At 66.9% G+C, this 23385-nt stretch carries 21 protein-coding genes; 4 read left to right on the top strand and 17 right to left on the bottom strand.

The features are described from left to right. On the bottom strand, positions 1-1037 hold a 1037-nt coding region (locus AC6EI8_RS12000), incomplete at its 3' end, for a tartrate dehydrogenase (protein ID WP_498382017.1). 255 nt (positions 1038-1292) lie between these two features. Here AC6EI8_RS12000 and AC6EI8_RS11995 point away from each other — a divergent pair. After that, positions 1293-2123: a class II glutamine amidotransferase gene (locus AC6EI8_RS11995; protein ID WP_498382016.1), complete on the top strand. Its 831-nt coding sequence runs from the start codon at positions 1293-1295 to the stop codon at positions 2121-2123. Positions 2124-2184: 61 nt separating this feature from the next. Here the strand turns inward: AC6EI8_RS11995 and AC6EI8_RS11990 are convergent, their stop codons facing one another. The 6 genes from AC6EI8_RS11990 to AC6EI8_RS11965 all read right to left on the bottom strand — a co-directional run bounded on the left by AC6EI8_RS11990 (position 2185) and on the right by AC6EI8_RS11965 (position 8086). After that, positions 2185-2919: an amino acid ABC transporter ATP-binding protein gene (locus AC6EI8_RS11990; RefSeq protein WP_149317663.1), complete on the bottom strand. Its 735-nt coding sequence runs from the start codon at positions 2917-2919 to the stop codon at positions 2185-2187. Continuing rightward, positions 2916-3599 carry a glutamate/aspartate ABC transporter permease GltK gene (gltK, locus tag AC6EI8_RS11985; RefSeq protein WP_149317662.1) on the bottom strand — a complete coding sequence of 228 codons (684 nt, stop codon included), beginning with the start codon at positions 3597-3599 and terminating at the stop codon, positions 2916-2918. The genes AC6EI8_RS11990 and gltK overlap by 4 nt, the downstream gene beginning before the upstream one ends. A 10-nt stretch (positions 3600-3609) precedes the next feature. Beyond that, a complete protein-coding gene (locus AC6EI8_RS11980) occupies positions 3610-4338 on the bottom strand; it encodes an amino acid ABC transporter permease (protein WP_006578983.1) in 729 nt (242 codons plus the stop codon). A gap of 76 nt (positions 4339-4414) precedes the next feature. Continuing rightward, complete coding sequence (locus tag AC6EI8_RS11975) at positions 4415-5314, bottom strand: glutamate/aspartate ABC transporter substrate-binding protein (RefSeq protein ID WP_149317661.1); 900 nt, start codon at positions 5312-5314, stop codon at positions 4415-4417. Between the two features lie 272 nt (positions 5315-5586). Then, positions 5587-6891: a Glu/Leu/Phe/Val family dehydrogenase gene (locus tag AC6EI8_RS11970; protein WP_149317660.1), complete on the bottom strand. Its 1305-nt coding sequence runs from the start codon at positions 6889-6891 to the stop codon at positions 5587-5589. A gap of 220 nt (positions 6892-7111) precedes the next feature. Next, entirely contained in the window at positions 7112-8086 is a 975-nt protein-coding gene (locus AC6EI8_RS11965) for a LysR substrate-binding domain-containing protein (protein ID WP_226108523.1), read from the bottom strand. Positions 8087-8253: 167 nt separating this feature from the next. Here AC6EI8_RS11965 and AC6EI8_RS11960 point away from each other — a divergent pair, with 167 nt between their 5' ends. Both AC6EI8_RS11960 and AC6EI8_RS11955 read left to right on the top strand, forming a co-directional pair. Next, positions 8254-8916: a cysteine dioxygenase family protein gene (locus AC6EI8_RS11960; RefSeq protein ID WP_498382015.1), complete on the top strand. Its 663-nt coding sequence runs from the start codon at positions 8254-8256 to the stop codon at positions 8914-8916. A gap of 130 nt (positions 8917-9046) precedes the next feature. After that, a complete protein-coding gene (locus AC6EI8_RS11955) occupies positions 9047-9514 on the top strand; it encodes an Lrp/AsnC family transcriptional regulator (RefSeq protein WP_149317657.1) in 468 nt (155 codons plus the stop codon). Positions 9515-9530: 16 nt separating this feature from the next. On the opposite strand, the gene AC6EI8_RS11950 is transcribed toward AC6EI8_RS11955, so the two are convergent. The 4 genes from AC6EI8_RS11950 to AC6EI8_RS11935 form a co-directional block, all read right to left on the bottom strand. Continuing rightward, positions 9531-10304, bottom strand: a complete 774-nt coding sequence (locus AC6EI8_RS11950; protein ID WP_149317984.1) for an ABC transporter permease — start codon at positions 10302-10304, stop codon at positions 9531-9533. A gap of 1 nt (position 10305) precedes the next feature. Next, complete coding sequence (locus AC6EI8_RS11945) at positions 10306-11217, bottom strand: ABC transporter ATP-binding protein (protein ID WP_498382014.1); 912 nt, start codon at positions 11215-11217, stop codon at positions 10306-10308. Beyond that, the gene (locus AC6EI8_RS11940) at positions 11214-12311 is read right to left on the bottom strand and encodes an ABC transporter substrate-binding protein (RefSeq protein ID WP_149317982.1); all 1098 of its coding nucleotides are present in this window, start codon (positions 12309-12311) and stop codon (positions 11214-11216) included. Before AC6EI8_RS11940 ends, AC6EI8_RS11945 begins: the two co-directional genes overlap by 4 nt. A gap of 324 nt (positions 12312-12635) precedes the next feature. After that, entirely contained in the window at positions 12636-14591 is a 1956-nt protein-coding gene (locus AC6EI8_RS11935; protein WP_149317656.1) for an ABCB family ABC transporter ATP-binding protein/permease, read from the bottom strand. Positions 14592-14858: 267 nt separating this feature from the next. Between AC6EI8_RS11935 and AC6EI8_RS11930 the strand changes: the two genes are divergently transcribed. Next, entirely contained in the window at positions 14859-15263 is a 405-nt protein-coding gene (locus AC6EI8_RS11930; protein WP_149317655.1) for an acyl-CoA thioesterase, read from the top strand. 93 nt (positions 15264-15356) lie between these two features. Here the strand turns inward: AC6EI8_RS11930 and AC6EI8_RS11925 are convergent, their stop codons facing one another. The 6 genes from AC6EI8_RS11925 to AC6EI8_RS11900 all read right to left on the bottom strand — a co-directional run. Next, positions 15357-16133 (bottom strand): enoyl-CoA hydratase, encoded by a 777-nt coding sequence (locus tag AC6EI8_RS11925; protein WP_498382013.1) that lies wholly within the window; start codon positions 16131-16133, stop codon positions 15357-15359. 151 nt (positions 16134-16284) lie between these two features. Further along, positions 16285-17484, bottom strand: coding sequence for an acetyl-CoA C-acyltransferase (locus AC6EI8_RS11920; protein WP_149317653.1), 1200 nt, complete (start codon positions 17482-17484; stop codon positions 16285-16287). A 19-nt stretch (positions 17485-17503) separates the two neighbouring features. Further along, positions 17504-19930 (bottom strand): 3-hydroxyacyl-CoA dehydrogenase/enoyl-CoA hydratase family protein, encoded by a 2427-nt coding sequence (locus tag AC6EI8_RS11915; protein WP_226108527.1) that lies wholly within the window; start codon positions 19928-19930, stop codon positions 17504-17506. A 112-nt stretch (positions 19931-20042) separates the two neighbouring features. Next, on the bottom strand, positions 20043-21830 hold the full coding sequence (locus AC6EI8_RS11910) for an acyl-CoA dehydrogenase C-terminal domain-containing protein (protein WP_226108529.1): 1788 nt from the start codon (positions 21828-21830) through the stop codon (positions 20043-20045). 71 nt (positions 21831-21901) lie between these two features. Beyond that, positions 21902-22492: a TetR/AcrR family transcriptional regulator gene (locus AC6EI8_RS11905; protein ID WP_006578334.1), complete on the bottom strand. Its 591-nt coding sequence runs from the start codon at positions 22490-22492 to the stop codon at positions 21902-21904. A gap of 367 nt (positions 22493-22859) precedes the next feature. Then, positions 22860-23385 (bottom strand): phospholipase D-like domain-containing protein (locus tag AC6EI8_RS11900; protein WP_498382012.1); only part of this gene is annotated, 526 nt, incomplete at its 5' end.

Below are 23385 nucleotides of genomic sequence, written 5' to 3'. Positions count from 1 at the left end.
GTGCCGGCGTTGCCGCCGATATCGCGCGTCAGCGGCGCGTGCGCGGGCCCGGCGGCCAGCACCGATTCGATCGCGCCCAGCACCGCCGCGCCAGCATCCGCATGGCCCAGGTGTTCGAGCATCATCGCCCCGCACCAGATCTGACCGATCGGATTGGCGATGCCGCGGCCGGCAATATCGGGCGCGGAGCCGTGCACCGGCTCGAACAGGCTGGGATAGGTTCGCTCCGGATTGATATTGGCCGACGGCGCGACGCCGATGGTGCCGGTACACGCGGGGCCAAGGTCCGACAGGATGTCGCCGAACAGGTTGCTGGCCACCACCACGTCGAACCAGTCCGGATGCAGCACGAAATTCGCGGTCAGGATGTCGATGTGGTACTTGTCGACCTTCAGGTCCGGATAGTTCGCCGCCATCGCCTCGACCCGCTCGTCCCAGTAGGGCATCGTGATCGAGATGCCGTTGGACTTGGTGGCCGAGGTCAGATGCTTCTTCGGACGCTTGCTGGCCAGCTCGAAGGCGAACTTCAGGATGCGGTCGACGCCGATCCGGCTCATCACCGTTTCCTGGATCACGACCTCGCGCTCGGTGCCCGGGAACATGCGGCCGCCGATGCTGGAATACTCGCCCTCGGTGTTCTCGCGCACGACGTAGAAATCGATGTCGCCGGGCTTGCGGTCGGCCAGCGGGCTGCGGATGCCGGGCATCAGCCGGACCGGGCGCAGGTTCACGTACTGGTCGAAGGCCCGGCGGAACTGCAGCAGCGAGCCCCACAGCGACACATGGTCGGGTACCGTGGCCGGCCAGCCCACCGCGCCGAAATAGATCGCGTCATAGCGCGACAGCGTATCGAACCAGTCGTCCGGCAGCATCTTGCCGTGGCGGGCGTAGTAGTCGCAGCTGGAAAAATCGAAATGGTCCCACTGCAGGTCGATGCCGAAGCGGCGCGCGGCGGCGTCCATCACGCGGACGCCTTCGGGCATCACTTCGGTGCCGATCCCGTCTCCAGGGATCACGGCAATCTTGTATTGGCTCATGGCGGAGGGCTCGATGTGGAGGCTGGTGGAGGCTGGTTGAGGCTGGTTGAAGCTCGTTGCAGCGAAGTAGCGGCTGGTGGAAGCTAATAGCGGCTGGTGGAAGCGGATCGCCGGGCGATTCGGCTGCCTCGGGCTGCCACGCCAGCGCACCACGCCGGCGGCCGCGGCCGTGCTTGGCAGAACGCCCGGCCCGGCGGGATAATGTCGCAATTCTATTGCAATCGGCCGGCCCTCACGCCGTCCCGGTCCCACGCCATGTGCCAGCTGCTCGGCATGAACTGCGCCACGCCGACCGACGTGACGTTCTCCTTCACCGGCTTCGCCGCGCGCGGCGGCGTCACGGATCATCATGCCGACGGCTTTGGCGTGGCCTTCTTCGAGGACAAGGCCTGCCGCCTGTTCATCGACAACCAGTCGGCGGGTACCTCGCCGGTGGCCGAACTGATCAAGAACTACCCGATCAAGTCGAAGAACGTCATCTCCCATATCCGCAAGGCCACGCAGGGCACGGTGCGGCTGGAGAACTGCCATCCGTTCATGCGCGAGCTGTGGGGCCGCCACTGGATCTTCGCCCACAACGGCGACCTGAAGGGCTTCGCGCCGTTCCTGTCTGGGGTCTATCAGCCGGTCGGCGACACCGACAGCGAGCTGGCGTTTTGCGCGCTGATGCAGGGCCTGCGCAAGCGTTTCCCCGGCTCGCAGCCGCCGCTGAACGAGCTGTGCTACGCGCTGGCCGACATCACGCGCGAGATCACGCTGTACGGTGTCTTCAACTATCTGCTGAGCAATGGGCAGGCGCTGTTCGCGCACTGTTCGACGCGGCTGTATTACCTGGTGCGCCAGTGGCCGTTCTCGACCGCGCATCTGATCGATGCGGACCTGTCGATCGACTTCGCCCAGGTGACCACGCCGGAAGACCGCGTGGCGGTGATCGCCACCGCGCCGCTGACCGACGATGAAGTGTGGACGCCGTTCGCGCCGGGGGAATTGATGATGTTCGAGGCCGGCCAGCCGACGATGACGCTGACGGTGCCGATTCCGCCCGAGGTGCAGGCGCGCAACGCGGCCAATTCGGCCTGTACTTGAAGGGGGGTGACGCCCCTCTCCCGCAAGCGGGAGAGGGGCCGGGGGAGAGGGAGCCCTCTGCTCAGTGCTGCAGGATCTTCGACAGGAACTGGCGCGCCCGCTCCGAACGCGCCTCGATATTGCCGAAGAACTCCTCCTTCGGCGTGTCCTCGACGATGCGGCCCTGGTCCATGAAGATCACGCGGTTCGCCACCTTGCGGGCAAAGCCCATCTCGTGGGTCACGCACATCATCGTCATGCCCTCGTGGGCCAGCTGCACCATCACGTCCAGCACTTCATTGACCATCTCGGGGTCCAGCGCCGAGGTCGGCTCGTCGAACAGCATGCAGATCGGATCCATCGACAGCGCGCGCGCGATCGCCACGCGCTGCTGCTGGCCGCCCGACAGCTGACCCGGAAACTTGTTGGCCTGGTTCTTCAGGCCCACGCGCTCCAGGTACTTCATGCCCTTGGCCATCGCCTCGTCGCGCGAGCGGCCCAGCACCTTGATCTGCGCGATGGTCAGGTTCTCGGTGATCGACAGGTGCGGAAACAGCTCGAAGTTCTGGAACACCATGCCGACGCGCGAACGCAGCTTCGGCAGATCGGTCTTCGGTCCGCCAACGGGGGTGCCGTCGACAAAGATCTCGCCCTTCTGGAAGGGCTCGAGCGCATTGACGGTCTTGATCAGCGTGGACTTGCCCGAACCGGACGGGCCGCACACCACCACCACTTCACCCTTGGCCACGCGGGTGGTGCAATCGGTCAGCACCTGGAAGGAGCCGTACCACTTGGAAACGTTATTGATTTCGATCATACAGCCACCTTTTTCTGGTATCGCTTGACCAGCAACGATGCGGAAAAACAGATCACGAAATAGACCAGACCCGCGAACAGCAGCATCTCGACGATGCGGCCATCGCGTTCGCCGATGCCATACGCCTGCCCGAAGAAATCGGCCAGCGCGCTGACGTAGACCAGCGAGGTATCCTGGAACAGGATGATGCCCTGCGTCAGCAGCAGCGGCACCATGTTGCGGAACGCCTGCGGCAGCACCACCAGCCGCATGGTCTGCCCATAGGTCATGCCGAGCGCCTGCGCCGCGTACATCTGCCCGCGCGACACGCTCTGGATGCCGGCACGGATGATCTCCGAGTAATAGGCCGCCTCGAACAGCGCGAACGCGACCAGCGCGGACGTCATGCGCAGATCGGTCGCGGGCGACAGATTGAAGATGCCCTGCAGCACCTGCGGAATGATCAGGAAGAACCAGAGCAGCACCATCACCAGCGGTATCGAGCGGAACACGGTGACGTAGCCCTGCGCAAACCAGTTCAGCGGCTTGACCGAGGACAGGCGCATCATCGCCAGGATGGTGCCCCAGACGATGCCGACCACCACCGCGGTGGCGGTGATCTTGAGCGACACCATCATGCCCTCGCCGAGCACGTGCAGCGTATCGGCGTTGATCGAGGTGAAATCGAATGAATAAGCCATCGCGTTCCCCTTACTTGCTGCCGATGAAGCCCGGCACGCGCGTGCGCTTTTCCACCCAGCGCATTCCCAGCATGACGACGATATTGATCAGCGCGTACATCAGCGTGACCGCGATGAAGGACTCGTACGGCCGCGCCGTGTAGTCGACCAGCTGGCGCCCCTGCGCCGCCAGTTCCAGCAGGCCGATCGTCGACGCCACCGCCGAGTTCTTGAAGATGTTCAGGAATTCGGAGGTCAGCGGCGGCACGATGACGCGGAACGACATCGGCAGCAGCACGTAGCGATAGGTCTGCGGCAGCGTGAAGCCCATCGCCAGGCCGGCGTTGCGCTGTCCCGGCGGCAGCGAGTTGATGCCCGAGCGCACCTGTTCGCAGATCCGCGCGGCGGTAAAGGTGCCGAGGCAGAACATCGCGGCCAGGAATTGCTGGGTGAACGGATTCATCTGCTTGATCGATTCGCCGAACGGCAGCAATTCGGGAACGACGAAATACCAGATGAACAGCTGCACCAGCAGCGGAATATTGCGGAAGATTTCGACGTAGGTGGCCGCGATACCCGACAGGAATTTATTCGGAACCGTGCGCAATACGCCGAGAATCGAGCCGATGATCAGGGCGATTACCCACGAAGTCAGGCCGAGCGCGATGGTGACCTTCAGACCGGAAATCATCCAGTCGAGATAGGTCTCGTTCATCGCGGCTTCTTCGAGGAAAACACCCCAATGCCAGTTGTAATTCATGATGCGTCCTCAAAAAGAAACGGAAGGACATGCCTTCGCGCACGCCTTCCGTTTCACACGCGTGACTGGAGCCGAATCAGTCGAGCGCCTTGTCGTTCGGGTTCTTGATGAGTGCCTTCATGTCGTCGGACATCGGGAAGTCCAGGTTCAGGCCCTTCGGCGGCACCGGCTGGGTGAACCACTTGGCGTAGAGGTTGTTGATCTCGCCGCTCTTCATCAGATTGGCGATCACCGTGTCGGCGACCTTCTTGAACGGGGCATCGTCCTTGCGCAGCATGCAGCCGTACGATTCGCGCGACTGCGGCTTGCCGGTGACGACCCAGTCGGCCGGGTTGCGTGCCTTGGCGCGCTCGCCGTACAGCAGCGCGTCGTCCATCATGAAGGCGGCGGCGCGGCCCGACTCCAGCGTCAGGAACGACTGGCCGTGGTCCTTGGTGCTGATGATGTTCATGCCCAGCTTCTGCTGGTCGTTCATCGTGCGCAGCAGGCGCTCGGACGTGGTGCCGGCGGTGGTGACGACGTTCTTGCCCTTCAGGTCGGCCCAGTCCTTGATCCCGCTGTCCTTCTTGGTCATGAAGCGGGTGCCGATGATGAAGATGGTATTGCTGAAGGCAACCTGCTTCTGGCGGTCGAGGTTATTGGTGGTCGAGCCGCACTCGATATCGATGGTGCCGTTCTGCAGCAGCGAAATGCGGTTCTGCGAGGTGATCGGAATTTCCTTGACCTGCAGATTCGGCAGCTTCAGCTGGTCCTTGATCGCCTCGACGATCTTGACGTTGATGTCATAGGAATAGCCGACGGTGCGGACGCCGCCGAGGTTATAGCTGAAGGGAATCGACGATTCCCGCACGCCCAGCGTAATGACACCCGTGTCTTTGATCTTCTTCAGCGTGCCGGTCAATTGCTCGGCCGCTTGTGCGGTACCGCACAGCACGCCTGCCGCAATCATCAGCGCAGCCAGTTTGGCAACCTTCATAACATCTCCTTGACCATGAGAGAAAGGCGGGACTCTAACAAGAAACGTGCCGCCGACGAAATAGTATTGCGCAAGCCGACGCTGCAATACAACGGGTATTTCCCTAGCCGCCGCTGTCCGGCAATCGGCTGCGCCACGCGGCTGTAATAAAAAAAGCGGCAGCCGGAATCTCCGGCTGCCGCCTCGCCTGTCGTCCGGACCCCGCCTTGGTGCATCGCAGCATGGCGCATGCCCCGGCGCGGGTCCGATTGCCCCGATTTCGCGCTGGGCAATCAGGGATACAGGCCGCGCATTTCGCGCGCCTGCAGGATACGGGTACAGGCAATGATGAACGCCGCGGTCCGCAGCGTGACCTTGTTCTCCTGCGCGACCTGCCAGATGGAGCGGAACGCCTCTTGCATGATCCGTACCAGCCGCTGGTTGATTTCCTCTTCGGTCCAGAAGAAGCTGGAGAAGTCCTGCACCCATTCGAAGTACGACACCGTGACGCCGCCGGCGTTGGCGATCACGTCCGGCGCCACCAGGATATTGCGCTCGCGCAGGATATCGTCGGCCTCGGGCGTGGTCGGGCCGTTGGCGCCCTCGATGACCATGCGGGTCTTGATGTGGGGCGCGTTGGCGGCGGTGATCTGGCCTTCCAGCGCGGCCGGGATCAGGATCTCGCTCTCGGTCTGCCAGAACTGCTCGGCGCTGATGGTCTCGGCGCGGAAGCCGTCGATGGTGCCGTTGTGCGCGACGTGTTCGATCAGCGCCGGCACGTCCAGGCCGGCCGGGTCGAACAGCGCGGTCTTGTGGTCCTGCACCGCGATGACCTTGGCGCCGGCCTCGTGGAACAGCTTGGCGGCGACGCTACCGACATTGCCGAAGCCCTGCACGACGATGCGCGCGCCCTTGATTTCCAGGCCCAGGTTGCGCGCGGCCTCGGCGCCCACGACGAACACGCCGCGACCGGTCGCCTCGCGGCGGCCCAGCGAGCCGCCCAGCGAGATCGGCTTGCCGGTGACCACGCCGGTCGACGTGCTGCCCTCGTTCATCGAATAGGTGTCCATCATCCACGCCATCACCTGTTCGTTGGTGTTGACGTCCGGCGCCGGGATGTCCTTGTTCGGCCCGATGATGATGTTGATCTCGCTGGTATAGCGGCGCGTCACGCGTTCGAGCTCGGCGCGCGACAGCTTGCGCGGGTCGACGCGGATGCCGCCCTTGGCGCCGCCGTACGGCACGTTGACGGCGGCGTTCTTGATCGACATCCAGGCCGACAGCGCCATCACCTCGGACAGGGTCACGTCCTGGTGGAAGCGCACGCCGCCCTTGCCCGGGCCGCGCGAGGTGTTGTGCTGGACGCGATAGCCCTCGAAGTGGGCGATGGTGCCGTCATCCATCTCGATCGGCACGTCGACCACCAACGCGCGCTTGGGGCGCTTGAGCGTTTCGACCCAGCGGGCCAGCGAGCCCAGGTAGGGGGTCACGCGGTCGACCTGTTGCAGGTAGATGCCCCAGGGGCCGAGGTTGTCGGCGTTCAGATAGGAGGGGACGGAATGCGCGGAAGCGGTGATGATCGGCGAATCGGAAGACATCGTGGTTATCCGGAAATGGAATGGCGACAAGCTTAGGGGCGCCGCGCCGCGGAAATCCAATGCCGTTTGTTCATTCGGTCATGCCGGAAATGCATAACCTTGCGAGAGCGCGATCCACCCCGCCGAAGGGGGGTGCCGGGCGTTGCCGGGACGCCATGTGGGCGGCGCGTCCCCGCGCTCAGCCCGCCCTTCTCCGAACTCCGCCCGCCCCGTCCAAGTCTCAGCCCGCCCCGCCCTCGATCGGCGCCGCGCCGGCCGACAGGCTGGCCCAGATGCGGTCGACCAGCTCCCGCTTGCGGCGCAGCTGGCTGCCGCGCCGGTCGTTGCCATGCTCGCCGGGGCGCGCCCGGTACAGCCGGATCTCCATCTCGATCGACAGCGGCGCCGCGCGCGGGCCCTCTGCCCGCACCAGCCGGCCCTGCGCGACCTCCTCCCGCACCGCGCTCTCGGGCAGGAAGGCCAGGCCATGGCCGGCCAGCGCCATCACCTTGAGGGCCTCGGCCATATCGGTCTCGTAGCATTTGTCGAGCTTGAACGACTCGCTGGTGTCCGACAGCAGCATCTCGACCATCCGGCCGAGGAAAGCGTTGGGCGTATAGCTGAGGAAGGACACCGGCTTGCGGTCGGTGCCCGGCAGCCGGTACAGCGGCTTGCCGCCGGCATCGGGCACGCTGAACGGCGACATCCGCTCGACGCCGAGCACCAGCATGTCGTAGTGCGAGGGATCGAGCTGGATCGCCTGGCGCGGATGGTGGTAGACCATCACCAGGTCGCAGCCGCCCTCGACCAGCATCAGCACCGCGTCGTGCACGTTCAGCGCGCGCAGCCGGCAGGCCAGCGTGCCGACCTGCCGCTCCAGCGCCTTCAGCCATTCGGGGAAGAACGTCAGCGACAGCGTGTGCGGCACCGCGAATTCGAGCATCTGCGCGTTGGCCGAGCGCTGGCCGCGCATCAGCGCACGGGTCTCGCTGACCTGGGCCAGCATCGCCAGCGCCTGCTCGTAGAACACCTTGCCGGCCGGAGTCAGGTTGGTCGGATAGCTGGAGCGGTCGATCAGCTCGGTGCCGAGCCAGGCCTCGAGCGACTGGATGCGGCGCGAGAAGGCGGGCTGGGTCACGTGCCGCAGCTCGGCCGAGCGCGAGAAGCTGTGCGTCTCCGCCAGGCTGACGAAGTCTTCAAGCCATTTGATTTCCATGGCGCATTATCTCCCGGCGGCCGCCGGCGCAAAAATATTCTAGAAATCCCGATCGAGGCGGAATATCATTCCCCACTGGATCGCTTCGGCACCACATTTTAGATCGGCTTGCTCGGTCCGGCTGGCTATGATCGGACCCGTCCGCTCTCTTGCCCTCCGGAGTCTCCATGCCAAGCCTGCACGCCGAACCGCAGTCGCGCCTGTCGTCGCCCCAAGCCGCCGGCCCGCAAGCCGGCCTGCCGTCCTCGTGCGAACCGTCCGCGCTGTCCGCGCTGTCGCCGGCGCTGGCACGGGTGTTCGACGACAGCGCGCGCAGCGTGGCGGCGCAGGTCCAGGCCTGCCTCGGCGACGATGCCGACGCGCTGCTGGCGCTGTTGCCCGCGGCCGCGCGTGCCGGCAGCCCGGACGGCTATACGCGCCACATGATCTATGCCGACCCGATGGCGCGCTTCTCGGCGATGCTGCTGGTCTGGCGCCCGGGCCAGGCGAGTCCCGTGCACGGGCACCGCACCTGGTGCGCCTACCGCGTGCTGCAGGGCTCGCTGTACGAGCGGCACTACCGCTGGGACGAGGCGGCGCAAGTTGCGCGGCCGAGCGGCGGCGTCGTGCGGGAGCCGGGCGCGGTGTTCAGCGTGCCGGCGGGGCTTGGCCATATCCACTCGCTCGGCCATGCGGGCCGGGGCATGGACAGGGGCATGGCCCAGGACATGGACCAGCACATGGACCAGCACGACGGCGAGGCCGGCGACATCGCCGTCTCGCTGCATCTGTACGGCGTCGAGGCCGCGCAGATCGCCACCGGCATCAATCTGCTGGTGGCGACGGGCTAGCGCAGCATCAGGCGGTGAGGCGCGGTGAGGCGCGGTGAGGGCGCAGCGAGGCGCGATGGCCATGGCTGGGCGCGGTGGCGCCGCCCGTTCGCGATCCAACGAATCCCGCCATACCGATGGAGCCAGCACGATGGACCGATTTGACCGATACGACCGCCAGATCCTGGCCGAGCTGCAACAGAACGCCGACCTGCCGGTGGCCGAACTGGCCGAACGGGTCGGCCTGACCTCGACGCCCTGCTGGCGCCGCGTGCAGAAGCTGCAGGAGAGCGGCGTGATCCGCAAGCGCGTGGCGCTGCTCGACCCCGCCAAGCTGAACGTCGGCGTCACCGTGTTCGTGTCGGTCCGCACCAACCAGCACAGCGCGAAGTGGCTCAAGACCTTTCACGGGCTGGTGGCATCGATCCCGGAGGTCACCGAGTTCTACCGGATGGCCGGCGACACCGACTACCTGCTGCGCGTGGTGGTGCCCGACATCGCCGCCTACGACCGCGTCTACAAGCGGCTGATCCAGGGCGCCGAGCTGGCCGACGTCAGCTCGAGCTTCGCGATGGAGCAGATCAAGTACACGACGGCGCTGCCGCTGGAGTACGTTTGAGCATCGCCCCGGGGCCTCAGCCCCGATGCGCCCACCCGGTCATCCGCTTCTCCAGCACGGCAAACAGCTCGTACATCGCCATCGCCATCACCGCGATCACCACCAGGCCGGCGAAGGCCAGCGGCATCTTCATCGCCGAGCCGGCCGATACCAGCAGATAGCCGATGCCCTCGTTGGCCGCGTTCATCTCCGACACCGTGGTGCCGACGAAGGCGAGCGTGATGGCCACCTTCAGCGAGGCGAAGAAATACGGCAGCGCGCGCGGCAGGCCGACCTTGAACAGCACGTCGGTGCGCCGGGCGCCCAGCACGCGCAGCACGTCCTCCAGCTCGGGCTCCAGCGTCGCCAGCCCGGTGGCGATATTGACCATCACCGGAAAGAACGAGATCAGGAACGCCGTCAGGATCGCGGGCCCGGCGCCGAGGCCGAACCACACCACCAGGATCGGCACGAAGGCCGCCTTGGGCAGCGCGTTGAACGCGGTCATCAAGGGATAGCCGGCCGCATACGCGAGCCGCGACGAGCCCATCAGCAGGCCCAGCACCACGCCGACCGCGATGGCGATGCCGAAGCCCACCATCGTCGTCCAGAAGGTGCGCCACGCATGGACGGCGATCACGTCCCAGTAGTCGACCAGCGACACCACGATGGCTGCCGGGCTGGGCAGGATGAAGTCGGACACGTCGAAGATCATGCAGGCGCCCTGCCACAGCAGCAGGCAGGCGGCCAGCAGCAGCCAGGGGGCGACGCGCTCCACGCGCCGCTGGGTCGAATCGGTCAGCGTGGTCATCTCAGTGCTGGCGGACATGGCCGATCTTCTCGCGCAGCATGTGCACCAGATCGGCGAAGGGTTCGGCATAAGTCAGTTCGAGATCGCGCGGACGCGGCAGCTCGATCGGCTTGCGCATCAGGATGCGGCCCGGCCGCTGGCTCATCACGTAGACCGTGTCGGCGAGGAACACCGCCTCGCGCAGGTCGTGGGTGACCAGGATCACGTTGAAGCGTTGCGCCTGCCACAGGTCGCGCAGCACGCACCACAGTTCTTCGCGGGTGAAGGCGTCGAGGGCGCCGAACGGTTCGTCCAGCAGCAGCATGCGCGGCTCGTGGATCAGCGCGCGGCAGATCGACGCGCGCTGCTGCATGCCGCCCGACAGCTGCCACGGGTACTTGTCCTCGTAGCCCGCCAGCCCCACGGTGCGCAGCAGCGTGCGGGCGCGCTCGACGTATTCGTCGCGGCGGGCCCGCAGCGTGGAGCGGTAGGGCTCGACGATCTCCAGCGGCAGCATCACGTTCTGCAGCGTGGTGCGCCACGGCAGCAGCGTCGGCGCCTGGAAGGCCATGCCGACCATCTTCAGCGGGCCGGTCACCTTCTCGCCTGCGATCTTCACGACGCCGCGCGTGGCCGGCTTCAGCCCCGTCGCCAGCTTCATGAAGGTCGACTTGCCGCAGCCCGACGGGCCGACGATCGCGATGAACTCGCCCGGCCGCACCTGCAGCGAGATGTCCTCGACCGCAAACTCGCCCTGGCGGGCCAGCTCGTCGTTGTAGGCGAGCCAGACGCGATTGAAGTCGACGAAGGGAGCTTCGGCGTCGGCGGCGGGCGGTGCGGCCGGTGCCCCCGGCACGCCGCCGCAGACTGTGGTGGATACCGCGGCCGATGCTGTAGTCGATGCAGCAACCGATGCAGCAAGGTCGGCCGTCATCGCAGCACGTCCAGTTCCGCCGCCGACGGCAGATAGGCGTCGGTCCACAGCGCATCCGGATTGATCCGGCCCTTGGTGCCGAACGCATCGGCCACCTGCGAGGCCATCAGCGACAGGCGCGGCTTGTTGACGCGGCCGAAGCCGTCGGCGCGGGCATCGGGCGACTTGACCACGCTGTCGAGCGCGAGCTTCAGGCGCCGGACCTCGAGCTTTTCGTCGATGATGCCGTCGCGCGCCTTGACCGCCTTGATGCCCTCCTCCGGCCTGGCGATCACGTCGCGCGCCGACTTGGCGAAGGCCCGCAGGAAGGCCTTGACCGCCTCGGGGTTCTTCTTCAGGAAGTCCTCCGACGCGATCACCGCATTGCCGTACAGCTTGACGCCGTATTGCGGGTACGGCAGCACCACGATGTCCTCGTCCTTCACGCCGCGCGCATTGAGGTTCAGGATCGAGGTGAACGAGAAGCCGGTGATCGCATCGAGATCGCCGCGCGTCAGCATCGTCTCGCGCAGCGTCGGGTCCATCGCCTGCCAGTTGAAGCTCGATGCCTGCAGGCCGTTGGCCTTGGCGAAGATCGGGAAGGCGCGGCGGCCGGCGTCGAACACCGGCGCGCCGAGCTTCTTGCCGGCGAGGTCCTTCGGCGCCTTGATGCCGGACTTCTTCAGCGCCAGCACCGCGGCCGGCGTGTTGTTGTAGACCATCATCACGGCGACCGGCTTGTTCTTCGCCTCCGGGTTGTTGCCGTAGAACTCCATCACCGAGGCAAGGTCGGCGAAGCCCATGTCATAGGTGCCGGAGGCCACGCGGTTGACCACATTGCCCGAACCGTTGCCCGCGTCGATCGACACGTCGAGCTTCTCGGCCTTGTAGTAGCCCTTCTGCTCGCCGAGCAGGAACAGCGCGGACGGCCCCTCGAAGCGCCAGTCGAGCTGGAAGCGGACCTTGGTCGCCGCCTGTGCATGGGCCGGCGCGGCCCATTGTGTCGACAGCACCATCGCGGTGCCGAGCAGCGTGCCCAGCCGCAGCATCCGGCGGCGCAGCGGCGATGGTGCCGCGCTGGCCTGCGCCCCGCGCGCGCCCTCGCCCCGATGCATGTCCTGCGGCGCCTGCGGCTGCGTTTGCTGCTGCGGATCCTGGTGTTGCGACCTGTGGTGCGGCATGTTTGCTCTCCTGTTCGTGCCTGTTTTGCGCGAACAGTGTCTGCAAGCGATATGCCAGCCAAAACTGCATCAAGGCGGCCCCAAAGCGGGGCATGGCCGCGGCGGTTTGTCCAACCAAACTTGTGCACCGCGCCTGGCCACGCGTGATTGCACGCGGCCATTGTCGACAATGCGAGGGCGGCGGCCTGGCGCGGTCTCAGGCGGCCATGGGCGATGTCAGGCGATCTCGGCCGATCTCAAGTGGCCTGCGGCTCGACCTCAGGCGTCCTGCGTCGCGTCGCCGAGGTCGGCCGCGACCGCGGCGGCGCCTTCGATGCGGGCCAGTTCGCCGCCGTTGGCATCAGCCGCCCCATCGGCCGTCCCGTCCGCCGACGTCGCGCCCTGCGCCGCGCTGCGCGCCTGGATGCGCCACATCTCGGCATAGCGTCCGTCGGCACGCATCAGCTCGGCATGCGTGCCGCGCTCGACGATGCGGCCGCGGTCCATCACCAGGATCTGGTCGGCATGCACCACGGTGGACAGGCGGTGCGCGATCAGCAGCGTGGTGCGGTTCTGCGCCAGGCGCATCAGTTCGGCCTGGATCGCCTGCTCGGTGCGCGAGTCCAGCGCCGAGGTGGCTTCGTCGAAGATCAGGATCGGCGGGTTCTTCAGCAGCGTGCGCGCGATCGCCACGCGCTGCTTCTCGCCGCCCGACAGCTTCAGCCCGCGCTCGCCGACCGGCGTGTCGTAGCCCTGCGGCAGCTCGCGGATGAAGGCGTCGATCTGCGCGGCGCGCGCGGCCTCGATGACCTCCTCGCGGCTCGCGCCCGGGCGGCCGTAGGCGATGTTGTAGTAGATGCTGTCGTTGAACAGCACCGTGTCCTGCGGCACGATGCCGATCGCGCGGCGCAGGCTGTCCTGCGTCACGGTGCGGATGTCCTGGCCATCGACCAGCACCGCGCCGCTGCCGACGTCGTAGAAGCGGAACAGCAGCCGCGCCAGCGTCGATTTGCCCGAGCCGCTATGGCCCACCACCGCGGTGGTGGTACCGGCCGCGATCGTGAAATCGACATCGTCGAGGATGCGGCGGTTGCTGTCGTAGCCGAAGCCGACATGGCTGAAGCGCACCTCGGCGCCCTGCACGGCCAGCGGGCGGGCATCGGGCGAATCCGCGACCTCGCGGTTGGTGCCGAGCAGCACGAACATCCGATCCATGTCCGTGGTGGCCTGCTTGATCTCGCGGTAGATCACGCCGAGGAAATTGAGCGGGATGTACAGCTGGATCATCAGCGTATTGACCAGCACCAGGTCGCCCAGCGTCAGCACGCCCTCGGCCACGCCGACGGTGGCGCGCCACAGGATCAGGATCAGGCCGATCGCGATGATGGCCTGCTGGCCGAAGTTCAGCAGCGACAGCGAGTTCTGCGAGCGGATGGCGGCGGTCCTGTACGTGCGCAGGTTCTCGTCGTAGCGCGCGGCCTCGTACGCCTCGTTGCCGAAGTACTTGACGGTCTCGAAGTTCAGCAGCGAGTCGATCGCCTTCTGGTTGGCGCGCGAATCGAGCTCGTTCATCTTGCGGCGGAAGTGCGTGCGCCATTCGGTCACCACCACCGTGAAGACGATATAGGCGAGCAGCGCGCCGCCGGTGATCGCGGCGAACCAGATGTCGTAGTGCAGCAGGAAGAAGCCCATCACCAGCGCCATCTCGACCAGCGTGGGCAGGATGCTGTACAGCGAATACGAGATCAGCGACTGGATGCCGCGCGTGCCGCGCTCGATGTCGCGGCTCATGCCGCCGGTCTGCCGGTCCAGATGGAAGCGCAGCGACAGGCTGTGCAGATGGCGGAACACCTGCAGCGCGATCTCGCGCACCGCGCTCTGCGTGACCTTGGAGAACAGGATCTCGCGCAGCTCGGTAAACAGCGTGGTCGACAGCCGCAGCAGGCCGTAGGCGACGATCAGCCCGGCCGGCACCGCCAGCAGCGCGCGCGGATCGCCGGGCGCAATGTTCATCGCGTCGATCAGGCGCTTCATCAGCACGGGCACGCCCAGGTTGGCGGCCTTGGCGGCCACCAGGCAGGTGAGCGCCAGCATCACGCGCCACTTGTAATGCCACAGATAGGGAAGCAGGTTGCGCACGGTCTGCCAGTCGCTGCGCTGGCCGCGCGCGCCGGAGAACAGCGGCGAGGACGGGGCCGTGGGGGCAGGCTCGTCCGTCGTGGAGTAGCGTCGCATACGTTAGAATTCGGGCGAATGTGCGATTGTCGCAGAGTTCGGGGCGAGGGGTTTTCCGCCTGTGTTTCCGCTGTATTGCCCCTGTATTGCCCCTGTATTGCCCTGCACGCGCCCGGCTTTTCCTTCTGCCCCGCCCCGTTTTGGACCGGCCCTGATTCGGGCCCATGAACCGGGCTTGTTGAAGGGGCCTATGGATCTGGCCCATGAACTCGGCCTGTGAATCGGCCCCTACTGCCCTTGCTGCCCCTGCTGCCTTCCGGATTGACCATGAGCGAACCCCAGACCCTGTCGTCCCTGCCTCCCGGCAAGAACCCCGCGCTGCGCGTGGTGCCGATGCCCGCCGATGCCAACGTGCACGGCGACGTGTTCGGCGGCTGGATCATGGCGCAGGTCGACATCGCCGGCTCGATTCCCGCGGTCGAGCGCGCGCAGGGCCGCGTCGCCACGGTGGCGGTCAATTCCTTCCTGTTCAAGCATCCGGTGTTCGTCGGCGACCTGGTCAGCTTCTATGCCGACATCGTCAGGACGGGGCGGACCTCGATCACCGTCGAGGTCGAGGTCTATGCGCAGCGGATGCGCCATAGCAACGAGATCGTCAAGGTCACCGAGGCCACGCTGACCTATGTGGCGACCGACGAGGAACGGCAGCCGCGGGTGCTGCCGAAGGTCTAGGACGGGCGCCGCGGCATCGCGTGCGCCCCGCCCTCTCCTCCAGCTCCTCTGGGAGAAGGGCCGGGAGAAGGGGTGGCCTGCCCCCCTCCCCGATCAATTGAACCGCGAGAAGTCCGGCTTGCGCTTCTCGAAGAAGGCCGTGAAGGCCTCCTTCGCTTCGGGCGACTGCAGCAGCCGGCGGAACACCGCGCCCTCCTGCGCCATCTGCGACTCCATCGGCGCGGTATCCGTGCCCTTCATCAGCCGCTTGGTTTCCCGCAGCGACGACGCCGGCAGCGCCGCCAGCTTGCGCGCCTGCGCCAGCGCGAAGTCGTGCAGCTCGGCGCCGGCCACCACGCGGGTCACCAGGCCGATCTGCTGCGCCTCCTGCGCACTGAACGGCTCGCCCAGCAGCAGCTTCTCGGCCGCGCGCTGGTAGCCGGCCAGGCGCGGCAGCAGCAGGCTCGACGCGGCTTCCGGGCACAGCCCCAGCTGCACGAACGGTAGCGAGAAGCGCGCGCCCTCGGCCGCATAGACCAGGTCGCAATGCAGCAGCAGCGTGGTGCCGATGCCCACCGCCGGCCCGCTGACCGCCGCCACCAGCGGCTTGGCGGCATGGCTGATCTCGTGCAGGAACTGGAACACCGGCGCCTTGGCGGCATCCTCCTCGCTGCTCGGCGGCCGCTTCAGGAAGTCTTCCAGATCGTTGCCCGCGGTAAAGATCTCGTCCTTGCCGCGGATCACGATCGCCCGCACGGCGTCGTCGGTGGCCGCGGCGCGCAGCGCGTCGGCCATCTGCTGGTACATCGCCGCGGTGATCGCGTTCTTCTTGTCCAGGCGGTCGAACTCGATGGTCAGCACGCCTTGCTCGATGCGGGTCAGGATGCTCATGGTGTCTCCTTGGTGGTCGGTGTTCTCGTCGATGTTCTTGGCCGTGTTCCCGGCGATGTTCCCCTCTGTGCCGCCGCGACGGGAACCGCCCCGGGGGAAACGCGGTTCCCCGGAGCGGCTTCCCGGGGCAATCCCTGGGCTCGCCCTCTCGTCAAACCCGTTCGAAGATGCCGGCGGCGCCCATGCCCGTGCCGACGCACATGGTCACCATGCCGTACTTCAGGTTGTGCCGGCGCAGCGCATGCACCACGGTGGCCGAGCGGATCGCGCCGGTCGCGCCGAGCGGGTGGCCCAGCGCGATCGCGCCGCCCATCCGGTTCAGCTTTGCCGGATCGAGGCCCAGATCGCGGATCACCGCCAGCGCCTGCGCGGCGAAGGCCTCGTTCAGTTCGATCCAGTCGAGCTGGTCCTGCGTCATGCCGGCGGCCTTCAGCGCGGCCGGAATGGCTTCCTTCGGACCGATGCCCATGATCTCCGGCGGCACGCCGCGCACCGCGAACGACACGAAGCGGGCCAGCGGCACCAGGTTGCAGGCCTTCAGGATCTTCTCGGAGACCAGGATCAGCGCGCCGGCGCCGTCCGAGGTCTGCGAGCTGTTGCCGGCGGTCACGCTGCCCTTGTTGGCGAACACCGGGCGCAGCTTCGCCAGCCCCTCCAGCGAGGTATCGGGACGCGGGCCCTCGTCCAGCGACAGCGTGCGGGTCTTCAGTTCGACCTCGCCGCTGGCCAGGTTCGGCAGCTTCTCGACGATCTCGACCGGCGTGATCTCGTCGGCGAACTCGCCGGCCTGCTGCGCGGCGAGCGCCTTCTGGTGCGAGGCCAGCGCGAAGGCGTCCTGGTCCTCGCGGCTGACCTGCCACTTGCGCGCGACCTGCTCGGCCGTCAGGCCCATGCCGTAGGCGATGCCGACGTTCTCGTCGCGCGCGAAGATCGACGGCGACATCGACGGCGTATTGCCCATCATCGGCACCATGCTCATCGATTCGACGCCGGCGGCGATCATCACGTCGGCCTCGCCGACGCGGATGCGGTCGGCCGCCATCGCGACGGCGCTCAGGCCCGAGGCGCAGAAGCGGTTCACGGTGATGCCGCCGACCGAGGTCGGCAGGCCCGACAGCAGCGCGCCGATGCGCGCGACGTTCAGGCCCTGCTGCGCTTCGGGAATCGCGCAGCCGACGATGGCGTCCTCGATCAGCGCCGGGTCCAGGTTCGGCACCTGCGCCAGCGCGGCGCGCAGCGTGGTGGCCAGCAGATCGTCGGGCCGGTAGTGCTTGAACGCGCCCTTGGGCGCCTTGCCGATCGGCGTGCGGGTCGCGGCAACGATATAGGCGTCTTGCAGTTGTTTCATGATCGATTTCCTCGCGTGCCGATTAGTTGCGCACCGGCTTGCCGGTCTGCAGCATGCCCATGATGCGTTCCTGCGTCTTGGGGTTGCCCAGCAGTTCGATAAAGGCGCGGCGCTCCAGCGCCAGCAGCCATTCCTCGCTGACCAGCGCGCCCGCTTCGACGTCGCCGCCGCAGACCGCCTCGGCGATGCGCGAGGCGATCAGGAAGTCGTGCGCGGAGATGAAGCCGCCGTCGCGCATGTTGACCAGCGACGCCTTGATGGTGGCGATGCCCGAGCGGCCCGCCACCGGCACCAGCTCGCCCTGCGCGGGCGGACGGTAGCCGGCCTCGTGCAGCGCGCGCACTTCGCTGCAGGCGACATGCAGCAACTCGTGCACGTTGAAGACGATCGGATCGCCCGCCTGCAGATAGCCCATCTGCCGCGCCTCGAGCGCCGAGGCCGAGACCTTGGCCATCGCCGCGTTCTGGAAGCGCTGCGTCAGGAACTGCAGATAGTTGGTGCTGCCAGCGGCCTGCGCGGCGCGCGCGGCCGCCAGCGCGGCCTCCTTCAGTCCGCCGCCGGCCGGCACCAGGCCCACGCCGACCTCGACCAGGCCGACATAGGTCTCCAGCGCGGCCACGCGCCGCGCCGAATGCAGCATCAGCTCGCAACCGCCGCCCAGCGCGATGCCGGACGCCGCCGACACCACCGGCACCGCGGCGTACTTGACGCGCATCATGCCGTCCTGGAACTTCTTGACGAAGGGCTCGACGCCCTTGGCGCCGCCCATCATGAAGGCCGGCATCGCCGCCTCGAGGTTCGCGCCGGCCGAGAACGGACCGCCCGGCGCGCCGAGCTGCAGCGAGGTCGGCTGCCACACCACCAGGCCCTTGTAGGCGCTCTCGGCCAGATCGATCGCGCGGATCAGCCCGTCGATGGTGTCCGGCCCGATCGTGTTCATCTTGCTGTTGAACGAGATCACCAGCACGTCGTCCTGGCCCTCGCAGACCCAGATCCGCACCGCGTCGTTCTGCTCGACGGTGCGGCCGGCCTTGCGCGGATCGACCGCGTCGCTGCCCTTCAACGCGGCGCGGAAGGCCTGGCGGCGATAGACCGGCAGCGCGCTGCGGCCGACGAACGACTGCGTGGCCGGGGACCACGAGCCCTGCGCCGAATGCACGCCCTGGTTGTCCGCCACCGGGCCGGCGAAGACCCACTCGGGCAGCGGCGCCTTCGACAGCGCCTTGCCGGCCTCGATGTCTTCCTTGACCCATTGCGCGACCTGCTGCCAGCCCGCGGCCTGCCAGTCCTCGAACGGACCGGAGTTCCAGCCGAAGCCCCAGCGGATCGCCAGGTCGACGTCGGCCGCCGAACCTGCGATCTGGTCGAGATAGACGGCGATGTAGTGGTACACGTCGCGGAAGATCGCCCACAGGAACTGCGCCTGCGGGTTGCCCGATTCGCGCAGCAGCTTGATGCGCTCGGCCGGCTCCTTCTTCAGCATGCGCGCGACGATCTCGTCGGCCTTGCCGCCGGCGTCGACATACTGGCCGGTCCTGGCGTCCAGCACCTTGATCTGCTTGCCTTCCTTCCTGTAGAAGCCGGCGCCGGTCTTCTGGCCCAGCGCGCCGGCGTCGACCAGCGACTTGAGCACCGCGGGCGTCCGGTACACCGGCGCGAACGGATCGTCCTGCAGGTTGTCCTGCATGGTCTTGATCACGTGGGCCATGGTGTCCAGGCCCACCACGTCGGCGGTACGGAAGGTCGCCGACTTGGCGCGGCCCAGCTTGCTGCCGGTCAGGTCGTCGACCACGTCGAACGGAATGCCGTACTTCTCGGCCTCGGCGAACACCGCCAGGATCGAGAAGATGCCGACCCGGTTGGCGATGAAGTTCGGCGTGTCCTTGGCGCGCACCACGCCCTTGCCCAGGGTCGTGGTCAGGAACGCTTCCAGGCGGTCGAGGATGGCCGTCTGCGTGGCCTCGGTCGGGATCAGCTCGACCAGATGCATGTAGCGCGGCGGATTGAAGAAGTGCACGCCGCAGAAGCGCGCCTTCAGCTCGGCGTCGAAGCCCTCGGACAGCGCGGTGATCGACAGGCCGGAGGTGTTGGTGGCGAAGATCGCATCGGTGCCCAGATGCGGGGCGACCTTCCGGTACAGGTCGTGCTTCCAGTCCATGCGCTCGGCGATCGCCTCGATCACCAGGTCGCATTCCTTCAGCAGCGCGAGGTCGTCCTCGTAGTTGGCGGCGCGGATCAGGCCGGCGTCGTCCTTGAGACCGAGCGGCGCGGGCGACAGCTTCTTCAGGTTCTCGATGGCCCGCAGCACGATGCCGTTCTTCGGGCCTTCCCTGGCCGGCAGATCGAACAGCACCACCGGCACGCGGGCATTGACGAGGTGGGCCGCGATCTGCGCGCCCATGACGCCGGCACCCAGCACGGCGACTTTCTTGACGATGAAATTGGACATGCGCGCTCCTCGGAGGTGAGCGTTGAAATGATGGATGTCCTCGGTTGCCTTCCCTCCCCCGCCTGCGGGAGAGGGAAAACCGGGAGGATGGTCTCGGTGTCTCGGCGGTGCCTCAGAACAGCTCGGCGTCCAGCGCCATCAGCGTGCTGGCGCCGGCGCGCGCCATGCGGATCTGCGCGGCGGTCTCCGGCAGCAGCTTGGCGAAATAGAAGCGCGCGGTGGCCAGCTTGGCGGTGTAGAACTTGTCGCCGCTGCCCTGCTTCTCCAGCGCGATCTTGGCCATGCGGGCCCAGAAGTAGGCGAACACCAGGTGACCGACCACGCGCAGGTAGGGCACCGCGGCGGCGCCGACCTCGTCGGGATTGGCCATCGCCTTCATGCCGATCTCCATCGTCAGCTTCTGCACCTTGTCGCCGAGGTCCGCCAGCGGATTGATGAACTCCTGCATCGCCTCGTTGGTGCCCTCGGCCTCGACGAACTCCTGCACGATCTTGCCGAACGCCTTCATCTTCGCGCCCATGTCGCCGAGGATCTTGCGGCCCAGCAGGTCCAGCGCCTGGATCGTGTTGGTGCCCTCGTAGATCATGTTGATGCGGGCATCGCGCACGTACTGCTCCATGCCCCATTCGGAGATATAGCCGTGGCCGCCGAACACCTGCATGCCCTCGTTGGTGGCGATGAAGGCGTTGTCGGTCAGGAAGGCCTTGATCACCGGCGTCAGCAGCGCGACCAGGTCGCCGGCCTGCTTGCGCACGGCCTCGTCCGGGTGCGACAGCTCGCGGTCGATCTGCAGCGCGGTCCAGTAGCTGAAGGCGCGGCCGCCTTCTGCGAAGGCCCTCTGCGTCAGCAGCATGCGGCGCACGTCGGGATGCACGATGATCGGATCGGCCGGCTTGTCCGGCGCCTTGGGCCCGGTCAGCGAACGCATCTGCAGCCGCTCCTTCGCGTAGGCCACCGAGTTCTGGTAGGCGACCTCGGTCAGGCCCAGGCCCTGCATGCCGACGCCAAGGCGCGCGGCGTTCATCATCACGAACATCGCGTTCAGGCCCTTGTTGGGCTCGCCGACCAGCCAGCCGCGCGCGCCGTCCAGGTTCATCACGCAGGTTGCGTTCCCGTGGATGCCCATCTTGTGCTCGATCGAGCCGCAGACGATGCCGTTGCGCTCGCCCGGATTGCCGTCGGCATCGGGAATGAACTTCGGCACCACGAACAGCGAGATGCCCTTGGTGCCCTGCGGCGCGTCAGGCAGGCGCGCCAGCACCAGATGGATGATGTTGGCCGACAGGTCGTGCTCGCCTGCCGAGATGAAGATCTTGGTGCCGGTCAGGCTGTACGAGCCGTCGTCCAGCGGTTCGGCCCTGGTGCGCAGGATGCCCAGGTCGGTGCCGCAGTGCGGCTCGGTCAGGCACATGGTGCCGGTCCACTCGCCCGACACCAGCTTGGGCAGGTAGCGCTGCTGCAGCTCGGGCGTGCCGTGCGCGTGCAGCGCCTCGTAGGCGCCGTGCGACAGGCCCGGGTACATCGTCCAGGCCTGGTTCGCCGAGTTCAGCATCTCGAACAGCGCGTTGTTGACCAGGATCGGCAGGCCCTGGCCGCCGAATTCGGGATCGCACGCCAGCGCCGGCCAGCCGGCCTCGACGTACTGCCGGTAGGCTTCCTTGAAGCCCGCCGGCGCGGTCACGACGCCGTCGCCGTGGTGGGTGCAGCCCTCGCGGTCGCCGCTCTGGTTCAGCGGGAAAATGACTTCCGAGCAGAACTTGCCGGCTTCCTCGATGACCTGGTTGATGGTGTCCGCATCGACGTCGGCATGCGGCGGCATCGCCTTGAGCTCGGCCTCGACGCCGAGCAGTTCGTGCAGCACGAATTGCATGTCGCGCAGCGGAGCGGTGTACTGGCCCATCAAGATCTCCTTGGAGTTGGCGAAGCCGCCGCGCCGCTGGTGCTGTCAAGCACGCCATGCCCGCGACGGCATCAGGTACGGTAGGACTGAATCAGCTTGTTGAGCGCGACCATGGCAAGCTCGGCGCTGTCGGGCAGGCGCAGGAAGCGGGCATCGTGATGCAGCCCCAGCTCGAGGCTGTACATCTCGAACAGCATCAGCCGCGGATCGCAGTCCGCGCGCAGATGGCCTTCTTCCTTGGCCTGTTCGATCGCGCGTGTCAGCGCGGCCCGCCAGATCGTGACGCTCTTGATCAGCTCGTCGCGCACCGGGCTTTCCGCGCGGTCATCGTATTCGACCGCCCCGCTGATGTAGATGCAACCGGTGGTGACTTCCTGGATCCGTTTTTCCATCCAGCGCCGCACCATCGACCACAGGCGCGGCAGACCGCGCGGCTCGTTCAGCGAGGGATAGAAGACCTCCTGCTCGAACCGGCGGTGATACTCGCGCACCACCTCCACCTGCAGGTCTTCGCGCGAACCGAAATGCGCGAACACGCCGCTCTTGCTCATTTGCATGCGTTCCGCGAGCAGACCGATGGTCAAACCTTCGAGTCCGTCGCGGGACGACAATTCCAGTGCGGCGTCGAGAATCGCCACCCGCGTCATCTCCCCCTTGCGCATCGGGGTGGGAGAAGCGTTGGCGGCGGATTCGAGACGGGCTGACTGGTGTCGCATGATTTTTCTCCGTACTTTTTGCGGCATCGGTTCGCGATGCCGCGCTTGGCCCTGGCCTGTGATGTCGATCGCCGCGGCCCCCGCTGGACAAGGCGGCGCCGGGTGGCGAATGCACGCAGTCTAAGCCAAAAAAGAACGGTCGTTCAGATTATTCTGGCCGCGCCTGCCGCTATCAAGTTTTTAATTAGACCTTCGTTTCTAAACCGAACTTGCACCGAACTGCGGTGCAACATCCGCCGGCCGGCGTCAGCGGCGAGGCCGATGTGCGGATGCGCGCCGCATTTTGCCGCAAGGCAGCACCGGCATGCCACGTTCAATAGCGGCCGGCCGCGCCGGCCACCATGACGCCGAAGCGCAACAGCATGTAGGCGGTCCAGTCCAGGCAGCGGCGCAGGCGGCCGCGGCGGGCATGATCCTCCGGCACGACGGGCGCGCTGCGCAGCGCGATCGCACGCTCCAGTTCGCGGCGCAGCTCGGCGGCGAAGGCCTCGTCGTAGACCGCCACATTGGCCTCGCGCGCCAGCAGCAGGCTGAACGGATCCATGTTGCTGGAGCCGACCGTCGCCCAGCTGTCGTCGACCACCGCAACCTTGGCGTGCAGGAAGCTCTCGGCGTACTCGTGGATCTCGACGCCGGCCTCGAGCAGCGTGGCGTACAGCGCGTGGGTCGCGTAATGCTGCAGCCTGTACTCGACCATCCCCTGCAGCAGCAGCCGGACGCGCACGCCGCGGCGGCGGCAGGCCAGCAGCGCGCGCCGCATCTTCGCGCCCGGCAGGAAATAGGCGTTGGCGATGATCACGTCGTGCCGCGCCGCGCCCAGCGCCTGCAGATAGGCTCGC

This window comes from Cupriavidus sp. R6-3 (genome assembly GCF_059772245.1).
The sequence above is the reverse complement of the archived record's forward strand: the minus strand, read 5'-3'. Positions and strand labels throughout refer to the sequence as shown.